Below are 20,796 nucleotides of genomic sequence, written 5' to 3'. Positions count from 1 at the left end.
TTATATCCCAACACTGATTTGTAGCCGGTCTAGAAGGTAGTGGTTACTTATGCTGAAAAGGGTCATCCAGGAATGGATCTCTTCCAAAGCTATTTCATTTTTCTGACCATTGTAAACTGCCGTGATCATGATATTTTTTGGTGTATGTTCCAGCCCGACGAACTCCATAACTTTCACCTGATAACCAAGATATTTTAAAATATTGGCTCGGATCATGTCTGTAAGATCCGTTGCAAAACGTTCTTTGATAATGCCATATTTCAATAACGAATTGGTGAGGTCATTCGTGCCGATAGATTTTCGGACTTGTTTGTGGCAGCAAGGAGCGACAACGATAATCTTTGTTTGCTGTTGGATGGCATAAAAAAGAGCGTCATCTGTAGCAGTGTCGCAAGCATGAAGCGCAACTAAAATATCCGGTTGAAGATCTTCTGTGGTATCGATGGTACCATTGATAAATTCTAATCCATCGTAACCAATTGATTGAGCGATTTTGTTATTAGATGCAATGACATCAGACTTAATATCAATGCCGAGTGTTTCTACATCTGTAAAACCGGAAGTGCGCATCCAGTCATGCATAGCAAAAGTCAAATAACCTTTACCGCAACCCATGTCGACGATGGTTGTCTTTTTTGCTTTATCTAAAGATTCGGTTAGTGGAGCGAAAAGTTCTATGTAGCGGGAGATCTGTTTGTATTTTTTATAATGTTCTTTGATGATGTTGCCACTGGCGGAAGCTATACCGAGAGGCCGAAGAAATGGTGCTTCTGTTGATACAAGGTATTGTTTTTCTTTGTCGTGTATAGGCAGCTGAAAAGCTTCGAGCGTAGTTTTCTTCCATTTTAAAGTTACAAAACCTCTATTTGAGACTAAAAGGTGTCCTTCCTGGTTTTTTAATAAAACATGTGCATATCCAAAGTGGCTCTGCAAACTCAGGCTTAAAAAGGCCAGAAAATCAGGAACAGATAGATTTTTAGTTTCTTCCCTTGTGGGATATTTGATCACCATCTGGATCATTTCTTCGCTTTGAAGCAAAATGGGTCGCAGATAAATATTTTTGACGAGACTGTGCTTGTCCTTCGGCTTACTTAGAGTCAAAGAGATGAAACCATTTTCTTCAATGGAGGCTTCAAGTACTTTAAAAAAGGCTGCTATTTTATTTGTTTCGCTCATGTGTGGACAAAGGTCTGTAAAAAAATGGTAAAAAATAAATCGAATTAAAACTCACCCCGCCTATTAGCGCAGGCATCAAAATATCTCACCCCGCCTTTGGCACCCCTCAGCATGAGGGGAAGATGCGACATTACATTTCGTTAATTATTAAGCGTTGTGGTAATAACATAAAAAACAAAACAATGAGGTGACTTCCCCTCCGGTCGGAGGGGTGAACGACGAATAAAAGGTGCATTAGCGACCTTTTAAAGGAAGTGAAACGTAACGAAATCTCGAAGAATGCTGAAGCGCATCGAAAGTCCCGCACCCGATTCGGGAAGAGATGATGTGGAGTAGGCGGGGTGAGATTCCCAGCACATTTTCCATGTTTTTCAAGTCCATCCTGACCGAGAGTAAAATCCTTTTATAGGAAAATGATCTCAAATCTATAACTTTACCCTAAGAAAAACCATCAACTTGAACCAGATTCAATCAGACATTCTCCACAACATTGAAGTTATTCAATCGCGCATCAGACACGCGTGTGAAAAAGCAGGTAGAGAAGTTAGTTCAGTAAGACTCTTACTAGCAACCAAAACAGTCGACCCTTCAAGAATTCGAATCGCTATAGAGAGTGGTCATAAGCTCATCGGTGAAAACAAAGTGCAGGAATTTGCCTCAAAGGCAGATGAACTTTCAGATTTGGATTATGAACGACATTTCATTGGTCACCTACAATCCAATAAAGTCAAAGAAGTATTAAAATATGCTCATGCGATTCAGACAGTTGATTCACTTTCTTTGGTATCAGAACTTGACAAAAGACTTACTGAATTGGGGAGGAAATTGGATATAATGATCCAGGTCAATACTTCCTTTGAGGAAAGTAAGTTTGGGCTTGCACCGGAGGACGTTTTGGCTTTTGTAGAGGAAATAATAAATGTCAAAACATTAAACATCATTGGATTAATGACAATAGGGCTATTTGCTGATACTGCCGAAGAAGCTAGGCCGTCATATAGATTACTGAAGGCTATAGGAGAAGAGATCAATACAACATATCCAGGAGAACAATATATCAAAGAATACTCTATGGGAATGAGTGGAGACCTTGAAGTAGCCATCGAAGAAGGTGCGACGATGGTAAGGGTCGGGTCGGCAGTGTTTGGGCCAAGGATTTACAGCTGATTTTTTTAATATCTAAAATTTAGAAGTTGCTTATTGCATTGTTTATCAATAATATAAATATAAAATAATTTGTGAATATATATAACTAAATTGCTGTAAATCTATTATTTAGTATGGTTAATAAATTTCTTATATTTATTTAGATGATTTTATTTGCGGGACTCAATCATCGAAGTTTCCCCGCCGGTACTCCTTTAGTCGGGCAAGCTTCTAACTTCTAATTTCTACCTTATTTTGAGCGGTAGCAATACTCTTAAGACTTATATTTAACGCCGAAACTTGAGTTAATATAATGATCTATATCGCCAATATCTTCGCCAATTTTATAAAGTCATCATTCAATTCTTTTTGCTGAACGATAGCATCCATGATTGGGGTAAAGATGACTTTATTATTGATAACCCCGGCCATACAACCTGATTCACCATTAATTAGACCATAAATGGCAGCATAGCCCAATCGGCTGCTGAGTACCCTATCCTGACAAGATGGTGCGCCACCTCTTTGCAAATGTCCGATGACAGTAACTTTAGCTTCTACATCAGCGAATTGTTCCATTACTTTTTTGGCAATATCCTGTGCTCCCCCCATTTTGCATCCTTCTGCCACAATGATGATAGAGAAAAGTTTATCCCTTTTGGCCGCAAGTTTCAATGCTGTTACCAGATCTTCAAGATTAGTGTCGATCTCTGGAACAAGCACGTTGCCGGCGCCGCTTCCGATACCCGTATACATAGCGATGTAACCGGAATCACGACCCATAACTTCGACAAAAAATAATCTATTATGAGAATCTGCAGTATCGCGAATCTTATCAACAGCTTCTATGGCGGTGTTGATGGCAGTATCAAACCCAATGGTATAATCCGTACCCGAAAGATCGTTGTCGATCGTTCCAGGCAAACCAATGATGGGAATGTTGAATTCTTCTGAAAATATAGCTGCACCTGTCAGCGTACCATTTCCACCAATGACGACAAGAGCGTCAATGTCATTTGCCAATAATGTTTCATATGCTTGCTGACGACCTTCGACGGTCATAAAACGTTGGCTCCTGGATGTTTTAAGAATGGTACCACCTCTTTGGATGATGTTACCAACATCGCCTTTCTCGAGTCTCTTTATTTTTCCTTCGATTAGTCCTTCATAACCATTCATGATGCCATAGATATGCAAGTCATGGTAAATAGCAGTTCTAACCACCGCTCTGATGGCGGCATTCATGCCTGGTGCGTCACCGCCTGAAGTTAAAATACCTACTCTTTTGATCATATGCTTAATAGAATAATAATTAATTAATGTGGGTGATATGGTGATACGCGACTAATTGGTCGATGGGCTTTCTGATGATGTTTCCTAATTGTAATCCAAATTTTGCTAGGGAAATTTCAAGTTCTTCTTTCAAGAACCATGCAATTGACCCTACAAAATGACATTTTACACTTCCATCATTTTCATACTTGCTAAGATGTCTTAGCGTAAAACGATCGAATTCCTCAATGATGATATTGTGAATAAATGGTTCTTTTTTCAAAGTTAATGCAAAATTGGCAAAAGAAGCAAGATAGCTATTGGCACCCGGTCTTTTGTAAATATTTTCCAACATTTCTTCCCTTGTCAATGTATAGTTTTCTTCGAAAGCTGCCTGTATCTTTTGAGGCATTTCTCTGTAAAAATAAGATTGAAGGATCTTTTTTCCTATCATGGATCCAGCCCCTTCATCACCGGCAATAAACCCAAGAGATGGAATCTTATCCACGATTTCTTTCCCGTCATATAAACAGGAAGCAGATCCTGTTCCCAGTATTGCTACGATGCCATGATTGTCTTGACACGTAGCTCTACATGCAGCAAAAAGATCTGTGTTGACATTGACAGTATTGGCTTTCAGCAAATGTGAGAGCGTCGATGTCATTGAATGAATGATCGTATCGCTATGAACTCCGGTACCATAATAATGCACCTCTGCGACAGTGTCTTCTATCAGCGGCAGATCGATCTTTATGATCTGCTCCAGGTCCCACATACTTTGAGTGACCGGACTAAAGCCTCTGCTTTCGTAGTTGGTTACGGAGCCATCGCGCGCTATGAAGCGCCAGTCACCTTTGGTCCCTCCGCAGTCAACTACGATTTTCACAGATTATTAATTTAGGTGCAAAATTAGTGTTTTATTTACACTAAGCAAAGATTTATAACTCAAGTTTGTGGATTGCGCATTAATAATAAAAGAAAAACCGGATTTGAAAATAGAAAGAAATTCAAACCCAACGGATCTTAATAGAGATAGGAAAAGCAATTCCTGTTGCCACAATGGCGGCGGATAAGGAATGAAAGGATCAGTTTTTATAATTCAATCAGAACCAAATCTAATTCTTTGATTTTAGAAAAACCTTTATCTGCCGTAACCAGAGGAATGTCATAAACTAAACAGCTTGCTGCAATAATTGCATCCGGAAGTTTGATGCTATATTTTTTCTTCAATTGGATTGTTTGCTCCTTGATTTTTGTATTCCACTCAATTTGAAAGCAATCGTTCAAAAGCAATTTAAGCTTTGTTTCATCAGATTTTGTAATACCATGAAATCCCAATATTTCTATTTCAGAAACAAACGAAACACCAAAATTATAAACAAGAAAAGGCTCTATTATTTTATTTTCTTAGTGAAGATAAATTAGGAAATTGGTATTGGCAATAAAATCAATCTTCATTTTCTCTCACCAAAATCTGATAATCTAAACCATCGATATTTCTTTTAAGCTTACCAAAATGCTTCGATAAGTTACCTGATTTGGGAGTCTTCTTTAATTTTTTGCTAAGAATTTTTGAAGTATCTTTTAAATTTGATTGATCAATTACAACAGTCATTGCTCTTTATCATTTTTCCTTCTTCTTCTTAAACTGACCTGCCTTCCATGCGTCCATGAATTGCTTCCACGCGAAAACATTCAATAGATTGATCGGCTTGACTTGTCCCTGATAATAATAGGAAGCTGCATTTTGACGAAGAAACTGTGATGTCGACTCTTTGCCATCTACAGGCACTTTGTCATAAAGTGAAGCAAGTACTTTTTTATCAAGATTCTCCTGAATACGATCGGTAATATCACTATTGACATCCATGGCAAGGAATTCGGCACGATAGTTGTCCCTGTCAGGCCAAGGATAGATGACTGTCTCAGGCAATAAGATATTATCAAATGACATGATTTGGAAGATAGAATATCTATTAGTAGTGAGTGTGTCGGGGATGATATATTCTACAGTTTTGTAACCCACATAAGTAAAGACAACCTTTTCACCTTTTTCTACTACTAGTGAAAAGAAACCTTCCCAGTTGGAATAAGTACCCCTATTAGTGCCTTCTACCGCAACGGTAACATAAGGCATTTTCACTGGTTGACCATTCTCTTGTGTGACGACCACACCACTTAATTGTATAGGCCCATGATAGCCCCGCTGAGCTAAAGAACTTTCCGAAAAGAAAGCAAGAAGAATGCAAATCAAAAAAAATATACCAGACCTCATCGCACGAATAATTTATTTTATATTGCTACTATAACGCATAAAGATAGAAAAAGATGGCTTCGGAATTTGGAAGAAAATGATTATTCAAGTGAAATGCTTTATTTTTAAAGGATTTTATGAATTAATTAATAGATTTTAGGATAATTCATTACTTCTTACAGATTTCTATAAATTATTGAAAAATGACCTTACTATTGTAACAATCCTTTTTAAATCATACATTTGCGCAGCTTATTGTCATATAACGTCAGATATTTGACATCCAATTTTTTTATTTATCAATACGACAATCAATGATTTTTACACTTTCAGATGAACATATGGCAGTTAAAGAAGCTGCTAGAGAATTCGCTCAAAAAGAACTCCTCCCCGGAGTGATAGAGCGGGACACAAAAATGATATTTCCTAAAGAATTTGTCCAGAAAATGGGCGAAATGGGCTTTCTGGGCATGATGGTCTCTCCGGAATATGGCGGGAGCGGACTGGATACGATCAGTTATGTACTCGCTATGGAAGAAATATCCAAAGTTGACAACAGCTGCAGTGTCATCATGTCTGTCAATAACTCCCTGGTATGCTGGGGTCTTGAAGAGTATGGAACAGAAGAGCAAAAAAGAAAATATTTACCAAGACTTGCCTCCGGAGAAATAATTGGGTCTTTTTGTCTCAGTGAGCCCGAAGCCGGAAGTGATGCGACAAGTCAGAGAACTACAGCTGTTGATATGGGTGACCATTATCTGTTGAATGGTATCAAAAACTGGATCACAAGTGGCGGTTCATCAAAAATACATTTAGTCATCGCTCAGACTGATGTGGAAAAAAAACACAGAGGGATCAATGCATTCATCGTTGAGACGGATTGGGAAGGAGTAGAGATCGGTGCAAAAGAGGACAAACTCGGCATCAGGTCATCAGATACACACACCATCATGTACAACGATGTCAAAGTACCTAAGGAAAATAGGATCGGAGAAGATGGGTTTGGTTTCAAATTTGCCATGAAAGTCTTGTCCGGAGGGAGGATAGGAATTGCATCACAGGCATTGGGCATCGCTGCCGGAGCATTTGAACTAGCTACTGCATATTCCAAAGAAAGAAAATCATTCGGTAAAGAAATATATCAGCATCAGGTCATCGCCTTTAAATTGGCGGATATGGCTACAGATATTGAAGCGGCCAGATTAATGGTTCATCGCGCAGCATGGATGAAGGACAATGGCCTGGATTATACTATCTCTGCAAGTATGGCGAAACTCTTCGCCTCAGATGCTGCTATGAAACATACGGTGGAAGCAGTGCAGGTTCATGGAGGCTATGGTTTTGTAAAAGAATATCATGTGGAAAGACTCATGCGCGACGCCAAGATCACACAGATCTATGAAGGAACTAGTGAGATACAGAAACTTGTCATCGCCCGCGGCATCATCAATGGTGAACTATATGTACCGCTCAACGTTGTATAGTTCACAATAAAACAAGCACATTGGCCATATTTGAAAAAGGTTCTTTATCCGTCGGTAGATACTTTGATATCCCTGTAAAAATCCACTGGTCGTTCGGTTATATTATCTTTTATGTCATCTACACCGGTTATACAGATAATATGGGTGTGGCGGGAGCTTTGTGGTTCGGCCTTTTTATCCTCAGTTTATTTTTGTGTGTCGTTTTGCACGAATACGGACATGCTTTGGCGGCGCGTAGATATGGTGTAAAAACACTGGATATTATACTTACACCACTTGGGGGAATAGCCCGACTCATGAAAATGCCCGATAAACCAATTCAGGAACTTGTGGTAGCACTGGCTGGACCGGCAGTAAATGTCGTCATTGCAACTATCATCTTTCTTGTGCTATATGTTGGAATGGGTGTGAATCCTATATTTCATATTGATGAAAACTTGTATTTTTTCAATGGCAATCCAATAAAATTCTTCAGTGTTTTGATGGTGGTCAATGTTACATTGATCATATTTAATTTGCTTCCTGTTTTTCCAATGGATGGAGGAAGGGTGCTGAGGGCATTACTTGCCATGAAATGGAAGAAAGTTACAGCCACATTGATCGCAGCACGTATTGGCCAGGTATGCAGTTTGGCATTTATTGGACTAGGATTATATTCCGGGAACTTTATTTTAGCACTGATTGGAATCTTTATATTTCAGGGAGCCTACATGGAATATCGTCAGACGAAAGCGGAATCTATCCTCCAAAGCACGACGATTGAAGGGCTGGGGCTGTCTGACTTTCAATATTTTCAGCATGATGATAAAGTCACAAATGCCAGAGAATTATTGAATTATACCCAGCAACCATTTTTTCCGGTTTATAAAGATGGAAATGTCCTCGGAAGCATCAGCAGGGAGCAGATCCTGGCGAGTCCTGACCCTTATGTGACATTGGATAACCTCGAGCTGAATGCTGTTATTTCAATATCGCATAATGCTGTATGGATGGAATGTTATAATATTTTCCTACAAGGAAAAACTGATCTATGTCTTTTGATCAGAGATGGAATTCCGGGTGGCATCCTTGACAAATATACTTTCTACCAGAACATGGTAGACAAGAAGCTGTTAAGGCAAAAAAAGTAATTATAGATGGCCAAATCTTCACAGCATCAGATAGTCCCTGTACGAAAATCGTATTGCGGAGTAAAGTCAACATCTTCTGCTGTCAGAATATATCGCAATGTGGACGAACTTCCAGAAGCATGGAATACGATATTGCCATTAAAGCATTTTCTAAGAACTAATACTCTTTTACTCGCTGAAAAAGCTGCACTGCCGGATATTACTCATCTCTATGTTGGATATTTTGATGGAGAAAAGTTGATAGCTGTTGCCTATTTTCAACAGTTAGCTGTCTGTAGATATCACTTGAATGATGAAAATCTCCCTTTCATAACTAAAACTGCTTGGAGGACTATTTGCGGAGTATTATGTCCAAGGTTACTTGTCGCCGGGCATTTATTTCATCATGAGATCTCGACCTTTCATTCCAGGACCAAAGGGGCTTATGAATCATATACCATCTATGCTGCTATGATGGATGCCTGTGTGCAATATACCCGTGCAAAGGCGCTTCTGATCAAGGATCTACCCCAGAATTTAGTAACCCATTTTCAGAACTTGAAGCCGGATTTCATCCGTATGCCCAACGATATTTCAATGGAAATGAAGGTCGATCCGGAATGGACTTCGATCAAAGACTATGAAAAGGCATTAAAGCATAAATATGCCCAGCGCTATCGCAAAGTCAGAAGCCAAATGAATGGGGTGTCTGTAAGTGAAATGTCGCTGGAGGAGGTGATAAAGCACCAAGACCCTATATTTAAATTATACAATCAAGTTGCCAATAATCAACAAGTAAGGCTTGGCTATCTTTCTGCGGCATACCTGCCCATGCTTAAAAAATCTTTCGAAAAGGCATTTAGGATCTGGGGCTTCTTCAAAGACGGTGAGTTAATTGCATTTTATTCAGCTTGGCAATATAATGGCACACTGGATATGTATTACATTGGATTTGATTACGAGAGTAATAAACAGCACAATCTGTATTTTAATATGTTATTCTTCGGTGTGGAGACAGCTATTGAGAGTAGATGTAAGTTGCTCATCATGGGCCGCACTGCTCTGGAAGCGAAGGCTCGCCTCGGTTGTGAACCAAAATATCTTTCTACCTTTCTATGTATCAGCAACTCATGGATCAGACGTTGGTTCAATAGTATGAGTCCGAGACAGGAAGGAGAAGAGTGGGAGAATAGGCATCCATTTTTGGATAAGAAAGGCGTGGTGGAAGCGGTGTGATTTTGTCGTCACAATCATTTGTGGATTAAAGGTGCCATTTTCAAAAAAATAATTACCATGCTAGGAGAATTTTTGGGCCATAGGTCCTACCTGTTTGTAATCAAACGCCATGCTATGAAAACTTGCCCCGTAGGCGGCTACCTTATCAACAATTCAAAAATTATTCAATCTTTTGCTGTGTAATGGATGTTTTGCGCTTTATTTTGGAAGCTATCCTAAACCGTCAGATGTCTTGGAGCCATTAGACGACGCTCCGTAGCATTTGTTTGTTAAAATAATCGCCTCTGATCTAAAACTAGAAGTTCAGCCTGCTCTTATCACCCGATCACTTTATCATCTGATCACCCAATCTCCCGATCAATCCATCTGCCGAAAACCAAATAAGCTAAAATGTGTACTTTTGCCAATATTTATTTCGTTTTATCTAAAAACAAATTGGAAAATTGGGGTAGCCATAGTAATTTTTACCCATCATTTTTAATTGAATAACAATGTTACAAAATGCACACAATTAATTTTAATATGAAAAGATTTTCGTTTTACATTTTTGCCACAATACTATCTACGACGCTATTCTTTAGCTGCAATAAGGATGAGGGCATCAATATATTTTCGATACAGGACGATAAAGATTTGGGGATGCAGACAGCAGCTCAGATAGCCGCTGATCCGGCACAATTTCCGATTTTGGATCCAGTCGCCAATGCTGCTGCCTATAATTATCTATATGCTATGAGGGATGAGATACTAGCCAGCGGCCAGGTTACTCATAAGAATGATTTTAATTGGGAGCTTCACATAATTAAAGACGATACTACTCAGAATGCGTTTTGTACTCCGGGTGGGTATATTTATATCTACACAGGTTTGATCAAATATTTAGACAACGCCTCTTCTCTTGCAGGTGTGATGGGTCATGAGATGGCTCATGCGGATAAAAGGCATAGTACAGAGGCCATGACGAAACAATATGGCATCAGTACATTATTAACAGTATTATTGGGCGAAAATCCAGGATTATTGGCACAAATTTCAGCATCATTGATTAGTCTTAAATTTAGTAGGGTCAATGAATCCGAGGCGGACAAGTATAGTTCTATATACCTATGTCCTACAAAGTTTAGGGCAGCAGGTGCAGCAGATTTTTTTGAAAAAATAATCGCAATGGGTAGTAGTAATCCTCCACAGTTTTTAAGTACTCATCCCAATCCTGATAACCGCGTGGAGGCCATCAAAAACGAGGCTAATAGTCTAAGTTGTTCTGGTGGTAATATTAATAATTCTGAAGAAATAACTAATTACACAGCTTTCAAAGCGAGCCTTCCATAGGAAAAATATGATGCAAACGAAAACCCTGAAAGGGTGAAATTATTATAGTATCGATTAATTAGTAATAATCAAAACCCCGAAGGTGGTGACATTATGCTAAAAGGAAATTGAACGCAGATTTAATAAGAATGTCAAGATAGGGTTATGATTTTTATAACTTTGCGACCTTTGCGGGATCTACCTCTGCGACCTTTGCGCGAACCCAAAATGGTTGTTTCACAGAGTTTCACAAAGGTTTTTGATTTTATAACTGAGCTAATTCAGGACTTGACTTTGAGATCAAACTCTGATAATACATTTTTTGAGGATCACAGAGAGATTTGACAAGATGTCAAATGCTGCACCGATCATTCAGAACTAAAAAGTATTTCACGCAAAGAGTCAAAGAAGCGCCGAGGACGCTATAACTGTATTGGTAAAATATGATGTAAGCGACAATCTGAAGGGGTGAAATTATTATAGCATCGATTGAAAGGTCATAACAAAAACCCCGAAGGTGGTGACATTATGCTAAAGAGTATATGGAAAGCAGATTTTATAAGATGGTCATGATCTGGTCATGATTTTTGTTGTAATTACCCATTACCCATTACCCATTACCCATTACCCATTACCCATTACCCTCCTCAATTATTAAATATCCAATCAAACCCAAACTTAATCGCAAACTTATCTATCGGATATCGATCGATCTGGTACTGCGCTTTTTTGTCATAAATGTTGTTGATGTTGTCCACTCGAACGAAGCCCCTGAGCAAGCGGATTTTGTAGGAAATGAAGGCGTCGTAAGTGAACATGGAAGAAGAATTGGCACCATCTGCATTGTAAAAATTTAATATCACAGGACTGTATCCCTGTCGATCAAATGCTGAAAGATATCGTACATCCACACCGGCATTTATGAGCAACTTTTTCTTAAAAAACTTCGCCTCGAGATAGACGGCATGAGTCGTCGCCCAAGTCGGAATGCGCACTTGGGTAGTGGTGGTCGCCTGCCACAAAACATCATTGTCGAGATGGAAAACACCAAGTTTTAAGTCATATTTTGCTTGTACACCAGTGATGGAAGTAGCCCCGCCGACCTGTTGCATTTTATAATTATTGTCAAAGTAAGTATAATTCGTGATGATGTTCTGATGCAAAGAAACACCAAGATTAATGAAAGGAATGAATACTTTTCCGCCGAAATAAGTGGTAAAAATATTGTCACCATTGGTGTTATAGACCTTGACTGAATTGAGATTGAGGTGCTGATACAAGAATCCCGGAGGAAGGTTCCGCACATTTAACCATACTTCTGCATCGAGGATCTTATTTATTTTACCACTCGCCCGACCTTCGATATTGTAAATGGGAGTCAGAGAATTAAGTACATAATATCCCGAAGCGCTGATGCCGGCGATTCCGGGAAGATCCCACTGACCATCTGCGATGAGCTTAAGTACAGAAAACGAACTGTCCGTAGGCTGATATTTCAGCAAGTGCCGCTCATAAGAAAGGCCGGCTTTCAAGTAGTCTGCCTGTCCACTGCTACTATTTTCTTTGCCTATGGCGGAAAGATATACCGTGTTTTTAAAATTATTGTGGTAGTAACTATTGCGAATACCACGACTATCAGTATTCAGATTTCTGTAATATGCACTGTCTATAGAGGAATTGATTTGTGTATCATAGTATAGACCGTCATCTTTCTTATAGCTGATCTCATAACCCAGGTGTAACCCTTTGTCAGAGGAAAGCCTGGACAAGCTGTCCCCACCTTTGAACAAGGCGAGATCGCTATTCAATAGGACTCCCCAAGACTTCAATTTTGACCCTGCCAATTCTGTAAAAATGGGCGTAGAAAGACGGCTTGACTGTACATTATTATTCAGTAATAAATTGGCGTCGGATTGAATGCCGCCATTTTCTTCCCTAAGATATTGATTGTATGTATAGATAAGATGGGTCTTAAAGCGGTTTTTCCAATGGCTTTTTTCGAAACCGACTGCAAAGTTTGTGTTTCTACTGCGGTCATGATTAAATTCTCCGACCTGATTAAAACGTTTATAATCGACATTGACTGTCAGATTTTTGGCAAAAGTTCTGCTTAACGTTCCGGCGAAAACATTGTCATCCCGGATACCTGTTGAGGTGCCGTATCGCACATGGGTGTAAGGTGTTTGGGGTTTGTAAAACTTAAAATTATCAAAGGTAAAACTATATGCGTCAAATGCATGAATGCCCATGTCAAACACATCCCGCTGCTCAGGTTTTATTAATGGGGAAATAGACGGCGAACCGGTATTACCAAGCGAAAAAAGGTTTGGCGAAAATTGTCTTGCTACATCGATTTGGCGGAGTTGGGGCGAAATAAGGCTGTCATCAAAAGGAAGAATAAGCTGAAGATTTTTGTAATATGCGAATTGAACTTCTATCGTGTCATTGTCGAAGAGGTCCAGTAAAGGTCGTTTTTTGCAGTGTCAGGTAAGTTAAGTGTATCACCGGCGATTTCCCGGGCTTTTTCTGAAGTGACGGGTTGGGAGAAAAGTGCTGTAGAAAAGCAGAGTGTCAGTATAAAAAACAGCCATGAATGAATCAACCTTCCTGAAATGTTGATTTTCCTGAGATTCAAATCAAAAGTGCTATTTTCCTTAATAAACATAGAGTTTACGATCATGCCGTTATTGGATGCAAACATAAAGTTTTGAGCAATGATTTTTTCTTTTTTAATGGTATTGAATGATTTATAATCTTGTTAAAGTAATTTTCTAAAAATTTTTTTAATGGAAATAGGCGCAGTTTATAATGGTTTTTGATATTGCAAATGTCAATAAAATAAAGCTTTTGACACAAACTTAATAAGAGTTAAAGAATTGTACGAACTCTTAATTTATTCTTAATAAACGAGTTGCGGCAATACTTAGTCATACAGGTTTCAAAAATTAATTTACCTTTGATTCAAATTATTACCACCATCGTGTGTATTAATTTATTAAGAAGTGGCGAGAGAATAGGCTCTACGACCCACTGGCAACCAACTAAAAGTCCCGAAAATACGGGGTTGGAAAACAGGTGCCAATTCCTACTCCGATGTAAGACGGAGGATAATAAATTAAACTTTTAGAAAATGTTACACACAAAGTTATTTAAAAACAAGGTTGGACTTATCACATTGAGCATACATCATGCTGAATCTTTACATGCATTACACATCGCTTTTCTGATGTGCTGCTGTTGTTGCTGTTGGCTTCTCGGCTAATAGTTTTTTCCACTTTTCATACATGCCGGATTAAACTTTCCTTTACCAGATCAAGGTAATAATTATTTATCAATTGCGTCTTTCCGCAACCCTCACTTTTTAAAATTTAACAACATGAACAAAGAACAGAATTTACCGAAAGGTCCAGAATTATCGATCATTGGAGTCGCCCAACATCAGACTGGTCTTACAATCAATATGGTAAATAGCTATGAACAGCGAATTAGGACCAGGATCATGTTAGACAATATCAGACAAAGTGACGAGTTGAAGTTCAATAAAGAGATTCAACAATTACTGACACATGACGACGTGGCTGTTTCAGATGTGAAACTTAACAAATAATCAGCACAAACCAACTTTCCATTCATGGGAAAAGAGTCATTTAAATACGAACAACCGTTCACCTTAGAAAATGGAGCGGTCTTGCCGGAAATCGATATAGCTTATCATACTTATGGCAGGTTGAATGCTGACAAATCCAATGTCATTTGGGTTTGCCATGCATTGACTGCCAATAGCGATGTGCTGGATTGGTGGGCGGGTCTCTTCGGAGATAACGACTTGTTTAATCCGGAAGACCATTTTATTATCTGTGCCAATAACCTTGGTTCTTGTTATGGCACCACAGGCCCGTTGAGTATTAATTCAGAGACAGGCAAACCTTGGTACGGCACTTTTCCAACCATTACTATTAGGGATATGGCCAATACTCTTGAGTTGTTAAAAAAGGAATTGAACATAGAAACGATTCATACGGTCATTGGAAGTTCTCAAGGCGGGCAGATCGCTCAGGAATGGGCCATTATGTTTCCGGGAATTACTAACAACCTCATCCTTATCGCAACGAATTGTGTGCATTCTTCCTGGGGCATTGCTTTCAATGAATCTCAGAGAATGGCCATTAAGGCGGATCCTAGTTATGGTGAAAATACAGAGGATGGCGGAGCCGCTGGTCTTCAGGTGGCGAGAAGTATCGCACTCCTTAGTTACAGGAATTATAAGACCTATGATGTCAGCCAAAGAGAAAGACGTAAAAAAACAGGGTATAAAGCAGCTGCGGATTATCAACAGTATCAGGGTGAAAAATTGGTGAAGAGATTCAATGCATATTCCTACGTTCGACTTTCTGAAGCAATGGATTCGCATGATCTGTGTCGTAATAGATGCAAAAATCATGAAGCAGGGCTGCATAAGATCAAGGCCAATACGCTGGTCATCGGAGTGACATCAGATATTTTATTCCCGATTGCAGAACAGAAAAGAATAGCAGACTCTATTCAGCATGCGCATTTTGGCACAATAGATTCCTTATACGGGCATGACGGATTTCTCATCGAATATGAGCAGCTAAGTAAACTTATCCGGGAATTCTATTCGAAAACTCAATCTAACAAAAATTTAATCAGTTTAATCAAAGCATAGTGGCAGAAAAATTAAAGATCGGTTTATTTGGCTTCGGCTGCGTGGGGCAGGGACTTTATCATGTGCTTAATAACAGTACGGGATTCAAAGCCAGCCTGGAATGCATCGTCGTAAAAGATAAAACTAAGAAAAGACCAATTGCTTCAGAATTGATCTCCTACAACAAGTGGGATGTGCTGGACAATGGAGATATCAGTGTTGTCGTCGAACTCATTGATGACGCAGAGGAAGCATTCGAAATAGTCAGCGAAGCTATGCGCCGCGGTAAACATGTGGTCACTGCGAATAAAAAGATGTTGGCTTTGCATCTTAACGAATTGTATGCATTGCAGAATAAGTTCAAGGTTTCCTTGTTGTACGAAGCTGCAGCATGTGGAAGCATACCTATCATCAGGACTTTGGAAGAATATTTCGACAATGAAGACCTGAAGCGCGTCACCGGAATATTCAATGGCACGACCAATTTCATATTGACCCAGACAATAAACGAAAGGATCTCGTATCCGGATGCTTTGTTGTTATCTCAGGAAAAAGGATTTGCCGAGAGTGATCCGACGAATGATGTAGAGGGATATGACCCAAAATACAAAGCGGTAATCTTAGCACTGCATGCCTTTGGCAAGATCATTGATGAAGACAAAGTACTTAATCTGGGTATCACGACGCTTCAGGATGAAGACATTCAATACGCTTCAGAGAAAGGTTACAAAATAAAGCTCATGCCCGTCATCGAGCGACTGGACGACGATAAGTTCAGTGTATTTGTAGCACCGAGGTTCGTTTCAAAAAATAGTCAATTATACAATGTAGATAGTGAGTTCAATGGCGTCATCGTGGAGGGAAAATTTTCAGGAGAGCAATTTTTGCAGGGCAGAGGCGCAGGTAGTTTGCCGACTGGAGCAGCTGTATTATCGGATGTTTCAGCGCTCTCATATGGATATCGATATGAATTCAAGAAATATGCACAGTCGCAGCATGTAGAATTTACGAATGAGGTTATGGTCGAGATCTATCTAAGATACAATAATCCAGCTGACCTGGAAATGTTTGATTTCAAGGAGATTAATCAAAAATATACGGAGGAAAAATACTCATATGTCGTCGGCACGATCAATCTGAATGAATTACGTACCAAGAGAAAATACATTTTGGACAACAAGCTCTTCATTTCACTTGTTTCAAATAAGCTGACGCTTATAGTAAAGACTCCTGTTGTGGAGAAGGGAGTTGTTGAGGAGAAGTCGAAAATTCTTATTCAATAAAAATTAGAAATTAGAAGTCAGAAATTAGAATGAAACTCCGATGTTATCATCCAATATTGTTAACAGGTGTCCTTCAAAAAGACGAAATAAAGTCGCAACTTCCCCTCTTGAGGGGTGAACGACGAAGAAATGGTCTCCAAAAGACCATTTCAAGGAAGTGAAACACAACGAAATATCGAAGAAAGAGATATGAAGTGAAGTAAGGCGGGGTGTCTCGCCAAAAAAATATTTAATTTTTTTAACTTATAAATTTTATCAAACATGTCAATAAGATTAGGAGATGTCGTTCCAGACTTTAATGCAAAGTCGACAGAAGGAAACATTAATTTTTATGAGTGGCTGGACAACAAGTGGGCTATTCTATTCAGTCATCCGGCGGATTATACACCTGTGTGTACTACCGAATTGGGCACTGTGGCGAAGATCATGCCGGAATTTGACAAACGAGGAGTTAAGGTCATCGCTTTGAGTGTGGACGATGTGGACAGTCATCATAGCTGGATCAAGGACATCAATGAGACACAGCACACGACGGTCAATTTCCCCATCATCGCTGACCCTGAATTTGTAGTTTCGAAACTGTACGATTTTGTTCACCCGAATGCCTCAGAAAAACACACTGTGCGTTCAGTCGTCATCATCGGCCCTGACAAAAAAGTAAAACTACTGATCACGTATCCTGCATCTACCGGAAGAAATTTCAACGAGTTATTAAGAGTCATTGACTCTCTGCAATTAACCGCTGACTACAGCGTCGCCACCCCTGCCAACTGGCAACAAGGAGAGGATGTAGTCGTCGTTCCGGCTATCAAGACAGAAGATATTCCGGCTAAGTTTCCAAAGGGATATACGGAAATCAAGCCTTACTTGAGAATGACGCCGCAGCCGAACTTGTAGGTTGGGGAAAAGATAATTTGGGAAAAGGGATGCTGACGGGAGGGGAGGCGTCCCTTTTTTGTTTGTACAAGAGAATGATTATATTTGAAGCGTGAACTCTTGTGTATTGAAAAAGGTAAAATATTTTATTATTTATTTCCTTTGTTGGATAGTATTTCAGTCAACCGATTGTAATAGAGATTCTTTCGAAGATAAAGCATACTTGGTTAGTACACTTTTTAAATTGTCTACCTTGAATGATACTTTGAAAGTAGGTGATACACTTATTGTTTATGCCGTCTTGCCAGATAGTTTAGATGTTATCAATTTACTTACAGGCGATACAACAAAACAAAAAATAAATATTTTGAAAAAAAGCACTTCAACTTGTAATTTAAATTTGATAGATAAAGAATTAATAAAGGCGATTTCACTCGACTTCAGCTTTCCAGAATTGAGAATTCAGACAAAAGGAATGAATGGAGAATTTTCAAAATCATATCCATTTGAAGTAGAATTAAAATATATTCTAAATAAACCAGGCAACTATTTTTTATTTTCAGGCTACGATAATTTATTAGATATTAATGGAGTTAGTGACGTAGCATTTAAAGGGGATTTTGATGTTAATTCAAAAAATTTCGAAATATTGGCACCGTTAGGTTTTGAATTCCAAAATCATGCACAGATTGTCGACGAGGAAAATATTGTAAGTTATTTTCCTTTTGTCGTAATAGAGTAAGTCCATTTTACTTCTTGAATAGCGAAGGCAAGGTTTTAGCAACCTCCAATGAATCAACAGATGGTCTTATCGGACTTACCCTTTTTCCAGAAAAGGGCGAATGTATTCCCGGCAAACAGTTTGAAGTATTTCAAGTTAAGCATTCAAATATGGCATTAGCATCATCAGGAAGCTTTCCCAATGACGTAACAGTTTTGATTATAAATTACGACGGGAAACATTATTATGACAATCAAAAAATTAAAATCCCAACAAAACAATGTGCCAGGCAAATTGGGACCTATGAATACACTACTATGAAGGAAATACCTAGAAATGTTCCGGCAGTAGTTATAGAATGATATTTTGTTCATCCATTATTTCTGTATTGCACAATTTTAATAAAATCGGCTTGAGTGTTTAGGTTTTTATCAGAAAAGAAACACTCAAACCCGCCAATGAAAACTTCAAAAAATGCATTAAATTTGCTAAATGAAAAGAAAAATCGAATTAACGGCTGTAATCGAAAAGGAAGACGATGTGTATATTTCACTGTGTCCTGAATTGGATATTGCCAGCCAGGGTGATACTCCTGAGGAAGCAAAAACCAATCTTATTGAAGCGCTAGAGTTATTTTATGAGATGGCCTCAGAAACGGAAATTTCTAAAAGATATAAATATCAAAGAAAACAGTATTCGGAAAGGATGACCTTTCTTCCAACACTTCCCAAATCCTCCCCGTCTCCTCCTTCCACTCCCTCATCACCACCCCCTTCCAAAACCCCATCAACGCCATATGCTGGAATCGCAAACTATCCGGTGATTTTGAAGAGATCGTCCAACAGGTGAAGTCAGATGAAAATATCGTGATAATTGAAGAAGAGGAGTTACGTGCGATGCAGCTGAGCGAAGCAGGACAAATTGCACGCGAGGTTTTGTTGAATGATCTGAAGTTGTTAGAGAACATGGCACTTCACCCATCTTGAATGTGATCACGACTTATGAGCGGGATGTAGATTATCCGTTTTTTCCGACTGATGTGTATTTGTTTCATGTAGATCGTTCACCGGTGCCGTTCGATACTTTTTTATGTACGTATTATGGAGAGTCTAGCGATATTTTGCCAAATGATCAGGCAGAAAAAAAAAGTACTTATTCCGGAGATCCGCGCCGAACTTAAAAAATTGTATGTCGGACCGGAAGAGGGCTTTGAAGACTTTTTAATTGAAAACTTCTTTGACCTGCACTATCAGCTACTTCCTGACGCACAACCTGTCAGCCTTGGCATCGGACATATGTGGCGGCTTGCCATCGATCATCCGGAAAGCAAAGTACTTCCTTGTATTCATCGGGCACCAAAGGAGAGAAGCGGTGAGCGGAGATTGTTGTTGATTAGTTGAAAGGGGAGTAAAAAGAAGTCAGTTTTGGAAAGCCTCCCCCTGGCCCCCTCGGAGAGGGGGAAAGTCACTTCCTGATCTAAGGTGATTTATTAAATATTTGATAGAGAGCTTGGATCATGCGATTTCCCCTGCTTGCGGGAGGCAGGGGGTGGGACCTTCCCATTTTCTTTGATCCAACGCATAATAATCTCTGCGACAGAATCAATTCTATTTAACACTTCCCATGAAGAAAATCGTAAAGTTGTAAATCCAAATTCTTTTAAATTCTCATCTCTAATAATATCCTTCGCGTCAAAATCCTCATGATAATATCCATCCACTTCGATAATTAAACCAAGAGGTAAACAAACAAAATCAACGATATATTTTCTAATTGGTCGTTGCCTCCTGAATGGATAGCCCATCATTTGACTTGACTTCAGGACGTATTTCCAGAGGCAAGCCTCAGACCTGGTAGCGTTATTTCTATTTTCCCGGGCAAAGAATTGTAAATCTTTGTTGTAGTGATGGTGATTCATTGGTGGGGTGTTTGAGGTATAAAAATAGGAAAAATTTTGAAAAAAAAGAATCAATTTTTGAAAAGCCTCCCCCTACCCCCCTCCAAAGGGGGAAATTCACTCCCAGCTCCAAAGTGCTTTTCTAGCTATTAAAATGTGGGGTTTGGATCTGGGGATTTCCCCCTCTTCGAGGGGGGTAGGGGGAGGAACATTTATATAATCCTTTCATCACAATTAATAATCTCCGCAACATTATCTATATTTATAACTTCCTTTGATAAAAAAATGTGTGTTGTAACCCAAACTTTTTTGTTGAAAATACAGAAAGGTATTTGTCAAAAGAACCAAGCGATGGACGAAGTACAAAA

General features: G+C 39.1%; 20 protein-coding genes, 2 pseudogenes and 1 riboswitch. Of the genes and pseudogenes, 13 read left to right on the top strand and 9 right to left on the bottom strand.

Annotated elements, in window-relative coordinates; translation table 11 throughout:
• Nucleotides 1-1,176: a class I SAM-dependent methyltransferase gene (locus IPI15_RS06225; protein WP_287404647.1), complete on the bottom strand. Its 1,176-nt coding sequence runs from the start codon at nt 1,174-1,176 to the stop codon at nt 1-3.
• 456 nt (nt 1,177-1,632) lie between these two features.
• Between IPI15_RS06225 and IPI15_RS06220 the strand changes: the two genes are divergently transcribed.
• Nucleotides 1,633-2,343, top strand: a complete 711-nt coding sequence (locus tag IPI15_RS06220; RefSeq protein ID WP_287404648.1) for a YggS family pyridoxal phosphate-dependent enzyme — start codon at nt 1,633-1,635, stop codon at nt 2,341-2,343.
• 297 nt (nt 2,344-2,640) lie between these two features.
• Here the strand turns inward: IPI15_RS06220 and pfkA are convergent, their stop codons facing one another.
• From pfkA to IPI15_RS06195, 5 genes are all read right to left on the bottom strand, one after another.
• Nucleotides 2,641-3,615, bottom strand: a complete 975-nt coding sequence (gene pfkA / locus IPI15_RS06215; RefSeq protein WP_287404650.1) for a 6-phosphofructokinase — start codon at nt 3,613-3,615, stop codon at nt 2,641-2,643.
• Between the two features lie 19 nt (nt 3,616-3,634).
• Nucleotides 3,635-4,480, bottom strand: a complete 846-nt coding sequence (locus tag IPI15_RS06210; RefSeq protein ID WP_287404651.1) for a hypothetical protein — start codon at nt 4,478-4,480, stop codon at nt 3,635-3,637.
• A 206-nt stretch (nt 4,481-4,686) separates the two neighbouring features.
• Nucleotides 4,687-4,932, bottom strand: a complete 246-nt coding sequence (locus IPI15_RS06205) for a PIN domain-containing protein (protein WP_287419599.1) — start codon at nt 4,930-4,932, stop codon at nt 4,687-4,689.
• A gap of 109 nt (nt 4,933-5,041) precedes the next feature.
• The gene (locus tag IPI15_RS06200) at nt 5,042-5,209 is read right to left on the bottom strand and encodes a hypothetical protein (protein WP_287419597.1); all 168 of its coding nucleotides are present in this window, start codon (nt 5,207-5,209) and stop codon (nt 5,042-5,044) included.
• A gap of 9 nt (nt 5,210-5,218) precedes the next feature.
• Nucleotides 5,219-5,869, bottom strand: coding sequence for a carboxypeptidase-like regulatory domain-containing protein (locus IPI15_RS06195; protein WP_287404653.1), 651 nt, complete (start codon nt 5,867-5,869; stop codon nt 5,219-5,221).
• A 293-nt stretch (nt 5,870-6,162) separates the two neighbouring features.
• On the opposite strand from IPI15_RS06195, the gene IPI15_RS06190 reads away from it, so the two are divergent.
• From IPI15_RS06190 to IPI15_RS06175, 4 genes are all read left to right on the top strand, one after another.
• Nucleotides 6,163-7,332, top strand: a complete 1,170-nt coding sequence (locus IPI15_RS06190) for an acyl-CoA dehydrogenase (protein ID WP_287419596.1) — start codon at nt 6,163-6,165, stop codon at nt 7,330-7,332.
• Between the two features lie 20 nt (nt 7,333-7,352).
• Nucleotides 7,353-8,462, top strand: a complete 1,110-nt coding sequence (locus IPI15_RS06185) for a site-2 protease family protein (RefSeq protein WP_287404655.1) — start codon at nt 7,353-7,355, stop codon at nt 8,460-8,462.
• 6 nt (nt 8,463-8,468) lie between these two features.
• Nucleotides 8,469-9,677, top strand: coding sequence for a GNAT family N-acetyltransferase (locus tag IPI15_RS06180; protein WP_287419595.1), 1,209 nt, complete (start codon nt 8,469-8,471; stop codon nt 9,675-9,677).
• A gap of 522 nt (nt 9,678-10,199) precedes the next feature.
• Nucleotides 10,200-11,006: a M48 family metalloprotease gene (locus IPI15_RS06175; RefSeq protein WP_287404658.1), complete on the top strand. Its 807-nt coding sequence runs from the start codon at nt 10,200-10,202 to the stop codon at nt 11,004-11,006.
• Between the two features lie 626 nt (nt 11,007-11,632).
• On the opposite strand, the gene IPI15_RS06170 is transcribed toward IPI15_RS06175, so the two are convergent.
• Nucleotides 11,633-13,384 (bottom strand): putative porin, encoded by a 1,752-nt coding sequence (locus tag IPI15_RS06170; RefSeq protein WP_502711645.1) that lies wholly within the window; start codon nt 13,382-13,384, stop codon nt 11,633-11,635.
• A gap of 35 nt (nt 13,385-13,419) precedes the next feature.
• Nucleotides 13,420-13,686, bottom strand: a complete 267-nt coding sequence (locus IPI15_RS06165; protein WP_287419594.1) for a hypothetical protein — start codon at nt 13,684-13,686, stop codon at nt 13,420-13,422.
• Nucleotides 13,687-13,974: 288 nt separating this feature from the next.
• A riboswitch (SAM riboswitch) is annotated at nt 13,975-14,102 on the top strand.
• 259 nt (nt 14,103-14,361) lie between these two features.
• On the opposite strand from IPI15_RS06165, the gene IPI15_RS06160 reads away from it, so the two are divergent.
• The 8 genes and pseudogenes from IPI15_RS06160 to IPI15_RS19795 all read left to right on the top strand — a co-directional run bounded on the left by IPI15_RS06160 (nt 14,362) and on the right by IPI15_RS19795 (nt 19,931).
• Nucleotides 14,362-14,592 (top strand): hypothetical protein, encoded by a 231-nt coding sequence (locus IPI15_RS06160; protein ID WP_287404660.1) that lies wholly within the window; start codon nt 14,362-14,364, stop codon nt 14,590-14,592.
• A 24-nt stretch (nt 14,593-14,616) separates the two neighbouring features.
• Nucleotides 14,617-15,672: a homoserine O-acetyltransferase family protein gene (locus IPI15_RS06155; protein ID WP_287419592.1), complete on the top strand. Its 1,056-nt coding sequence runs from the start codon at nt 14,617-14,619 to the stop codon at nt 15,670-15,672.
• Nucleotides 15,672-16,934, top strand: a complete 1,263-nt coding sequence (locus IPI15_RS06150; RefSeq protein WP_287419591.1) for a homoserine dehydrogenase — start codon at nt 15,672-15,674, stop codon at nt 16,932-16,934. Before IPI15_RS06155 ends, IPI15_RS06150 begins: the two co-directional genes overlap by 1 nt.
• 261 nt (nt 16,935-17,195) lie before the next feature.
• A complete protein-coding gene (locus IPI15_RS06145; protein WP_287419589.1) occupies nt 17,196-17,831 on the top strand; it encodes a peroxiredoxin in 636 nt (211 codons plus the stop codon).
• A gap of 106 nt (nt 17,832-17,937) precedes the next feature.
• Nucleotides 17,938-18,552, top strand: coding sequence for a hypothetical protein (locus IPI15_RS06140; protein WP_287404664.1), 615 nt, complete (start codon nt 17,938-17,940; stop codon nt 18,550-18,552).
• A 14-nt stretch (nt 18,553-18,566) separates the two neighbouring features.
• The gene (locus IPI15_RS06135) at nt 18,567-18,893 is read left to right on the top strand and encodes a hypothetical protein (protein WP_287404665.1); all 327 of its coding nucleotides are present in this window, start codon (nt 18,567-18,569) and stop codon (nt 18,891-18,893) included.
• Nucleotides 18,894-19,023: 130 nt separating this feature from the next.
• A pseudogene (locus IPI15_RS19800) lies at nt 19,024-19,203 on the top strand (type II toxin-antitoxin system HicB family antitoxin); the annotation flags it as partial.
• A 5-nt stretch (nt 19,204-19,208) separates the two neighbouring features.
• Nucleotides 19,209-19,931: pseudogene (locus tag IPI15_RS19795) on the top strand (hypothetical protein).
• Between the two features lie 89 nt (nt 19,932-20,020).
• Here the strand turns inward: IPI15_RS19795 and IPI15_RS06120 are convergent.
• Nucleotides 20,021-20,449, bottom strand: coding sequence for an endonuclease domain-containing protein (locus IPI15_RS06120; RefSeq protein WP_287404668.1), 429 nt, complete (start codon nt 20,447-20,449; stop codon nt 20,021-20,023).
• Between the last annotated feature and the right edge of the window lie 347 nt (nt 20,450-20,796).

Source organism: Candidatus Brachybacter algidus, assembly GCF_016707225.1.
Taxonomy (GTDB): domain Bacteria; phylum Bacteroidota; class Bacteroidia; order Chitinophagales; family Saprospiraceae; genus Parvibacillus; species Parvibacillus algidus.
This window is presented reverse-complemented; position numbering and strand designations above follow the sequence as displayed.

Bases quoted from the DNA above. Each gene is read 5' to 3' on its own strand.
- IPI15_RS06195 (WP_287404653.1), bottom strand. From the start codon at position 5,869: ATGAGGTCTGGTATATTTTTTTTGATTTGCATTCTTCTTGCTTTCTTT.
- IPI15_RS06225 (WP_287404647.1), bottom strand. From the start codon at position 1,176: ATGAGCGAAACAAATAAAATAGCAGCCTTTTTTAAAGTACTTGAAGCC.
- pfkA (WP_287404650.1), bottom strand. From the start codon at position 3,615: ATGATCAAAAGAGTAGGTATTTTAACTTCAGGCGGTGACGCACCAGGC.
- IPI15_RS06120 (WP_287404668.1), bottom strand. From the start codon at position 20,449: ATGAATCACCATCACTACAACAAAGATTTACAATTCTTTGCCCGGGAA.
- IPI15_RS06180 (WP_287419595.1), top strand. From the start codon at position 8,469: ATGGCCAAATCTTCACAGCATCAGATAGTCCCTGTACGAAAATCGTAT.
- IPI15_RS06145 (WP_287419589.1), top strand. From the start codon at position 17,196: ATGTCAATAAGATTAGGAGATGTCGTTCCAGACTTTAATGCAAAGTCG.
- IPI15_RS06200 (WP_287419597.1), bottom strand. From the start codon at position 5,209: ATGACTGTTGTAATTGATCAATCAAATTTAAAAGATACTTCAAAAATT.
- IPI15_RS06155 (WP_287419592.1), top strand. From the start codon at position 14,617: ATGGGAAAAGAGTCATTTAAATACGAACAACCGTTCACCTTAGAAAAT.
- IPI15_RS06175 (WP_287404658.1), top strand. From the start codon at position 10,200: ATGAAAAGATTTTCGTTTTACATTTTTGCCACAATACTATCTACGACG.
- IPI15_RS06165 (WP_287419594.1), bottom strand. From the start codon at position 13,686: ATGTTTGCATCCAATAACGGCATGATCGTAAACTCTATGTTTATTAAG.
- IPI15_RS06160 (WP_287404660.1), top strand. From the start codon at position 14,362: ATGAACAAAGAACAGAATTTACCGAAAGGTCCAGAATTATCGATCATT.
- IPI15_RS06190 (WP_287419596.1), top strand. From the start codon at position 6,163: ATGATTTTTACACTTTCAGATGAACATATGGCAGTTAAAGAAGCTGCT.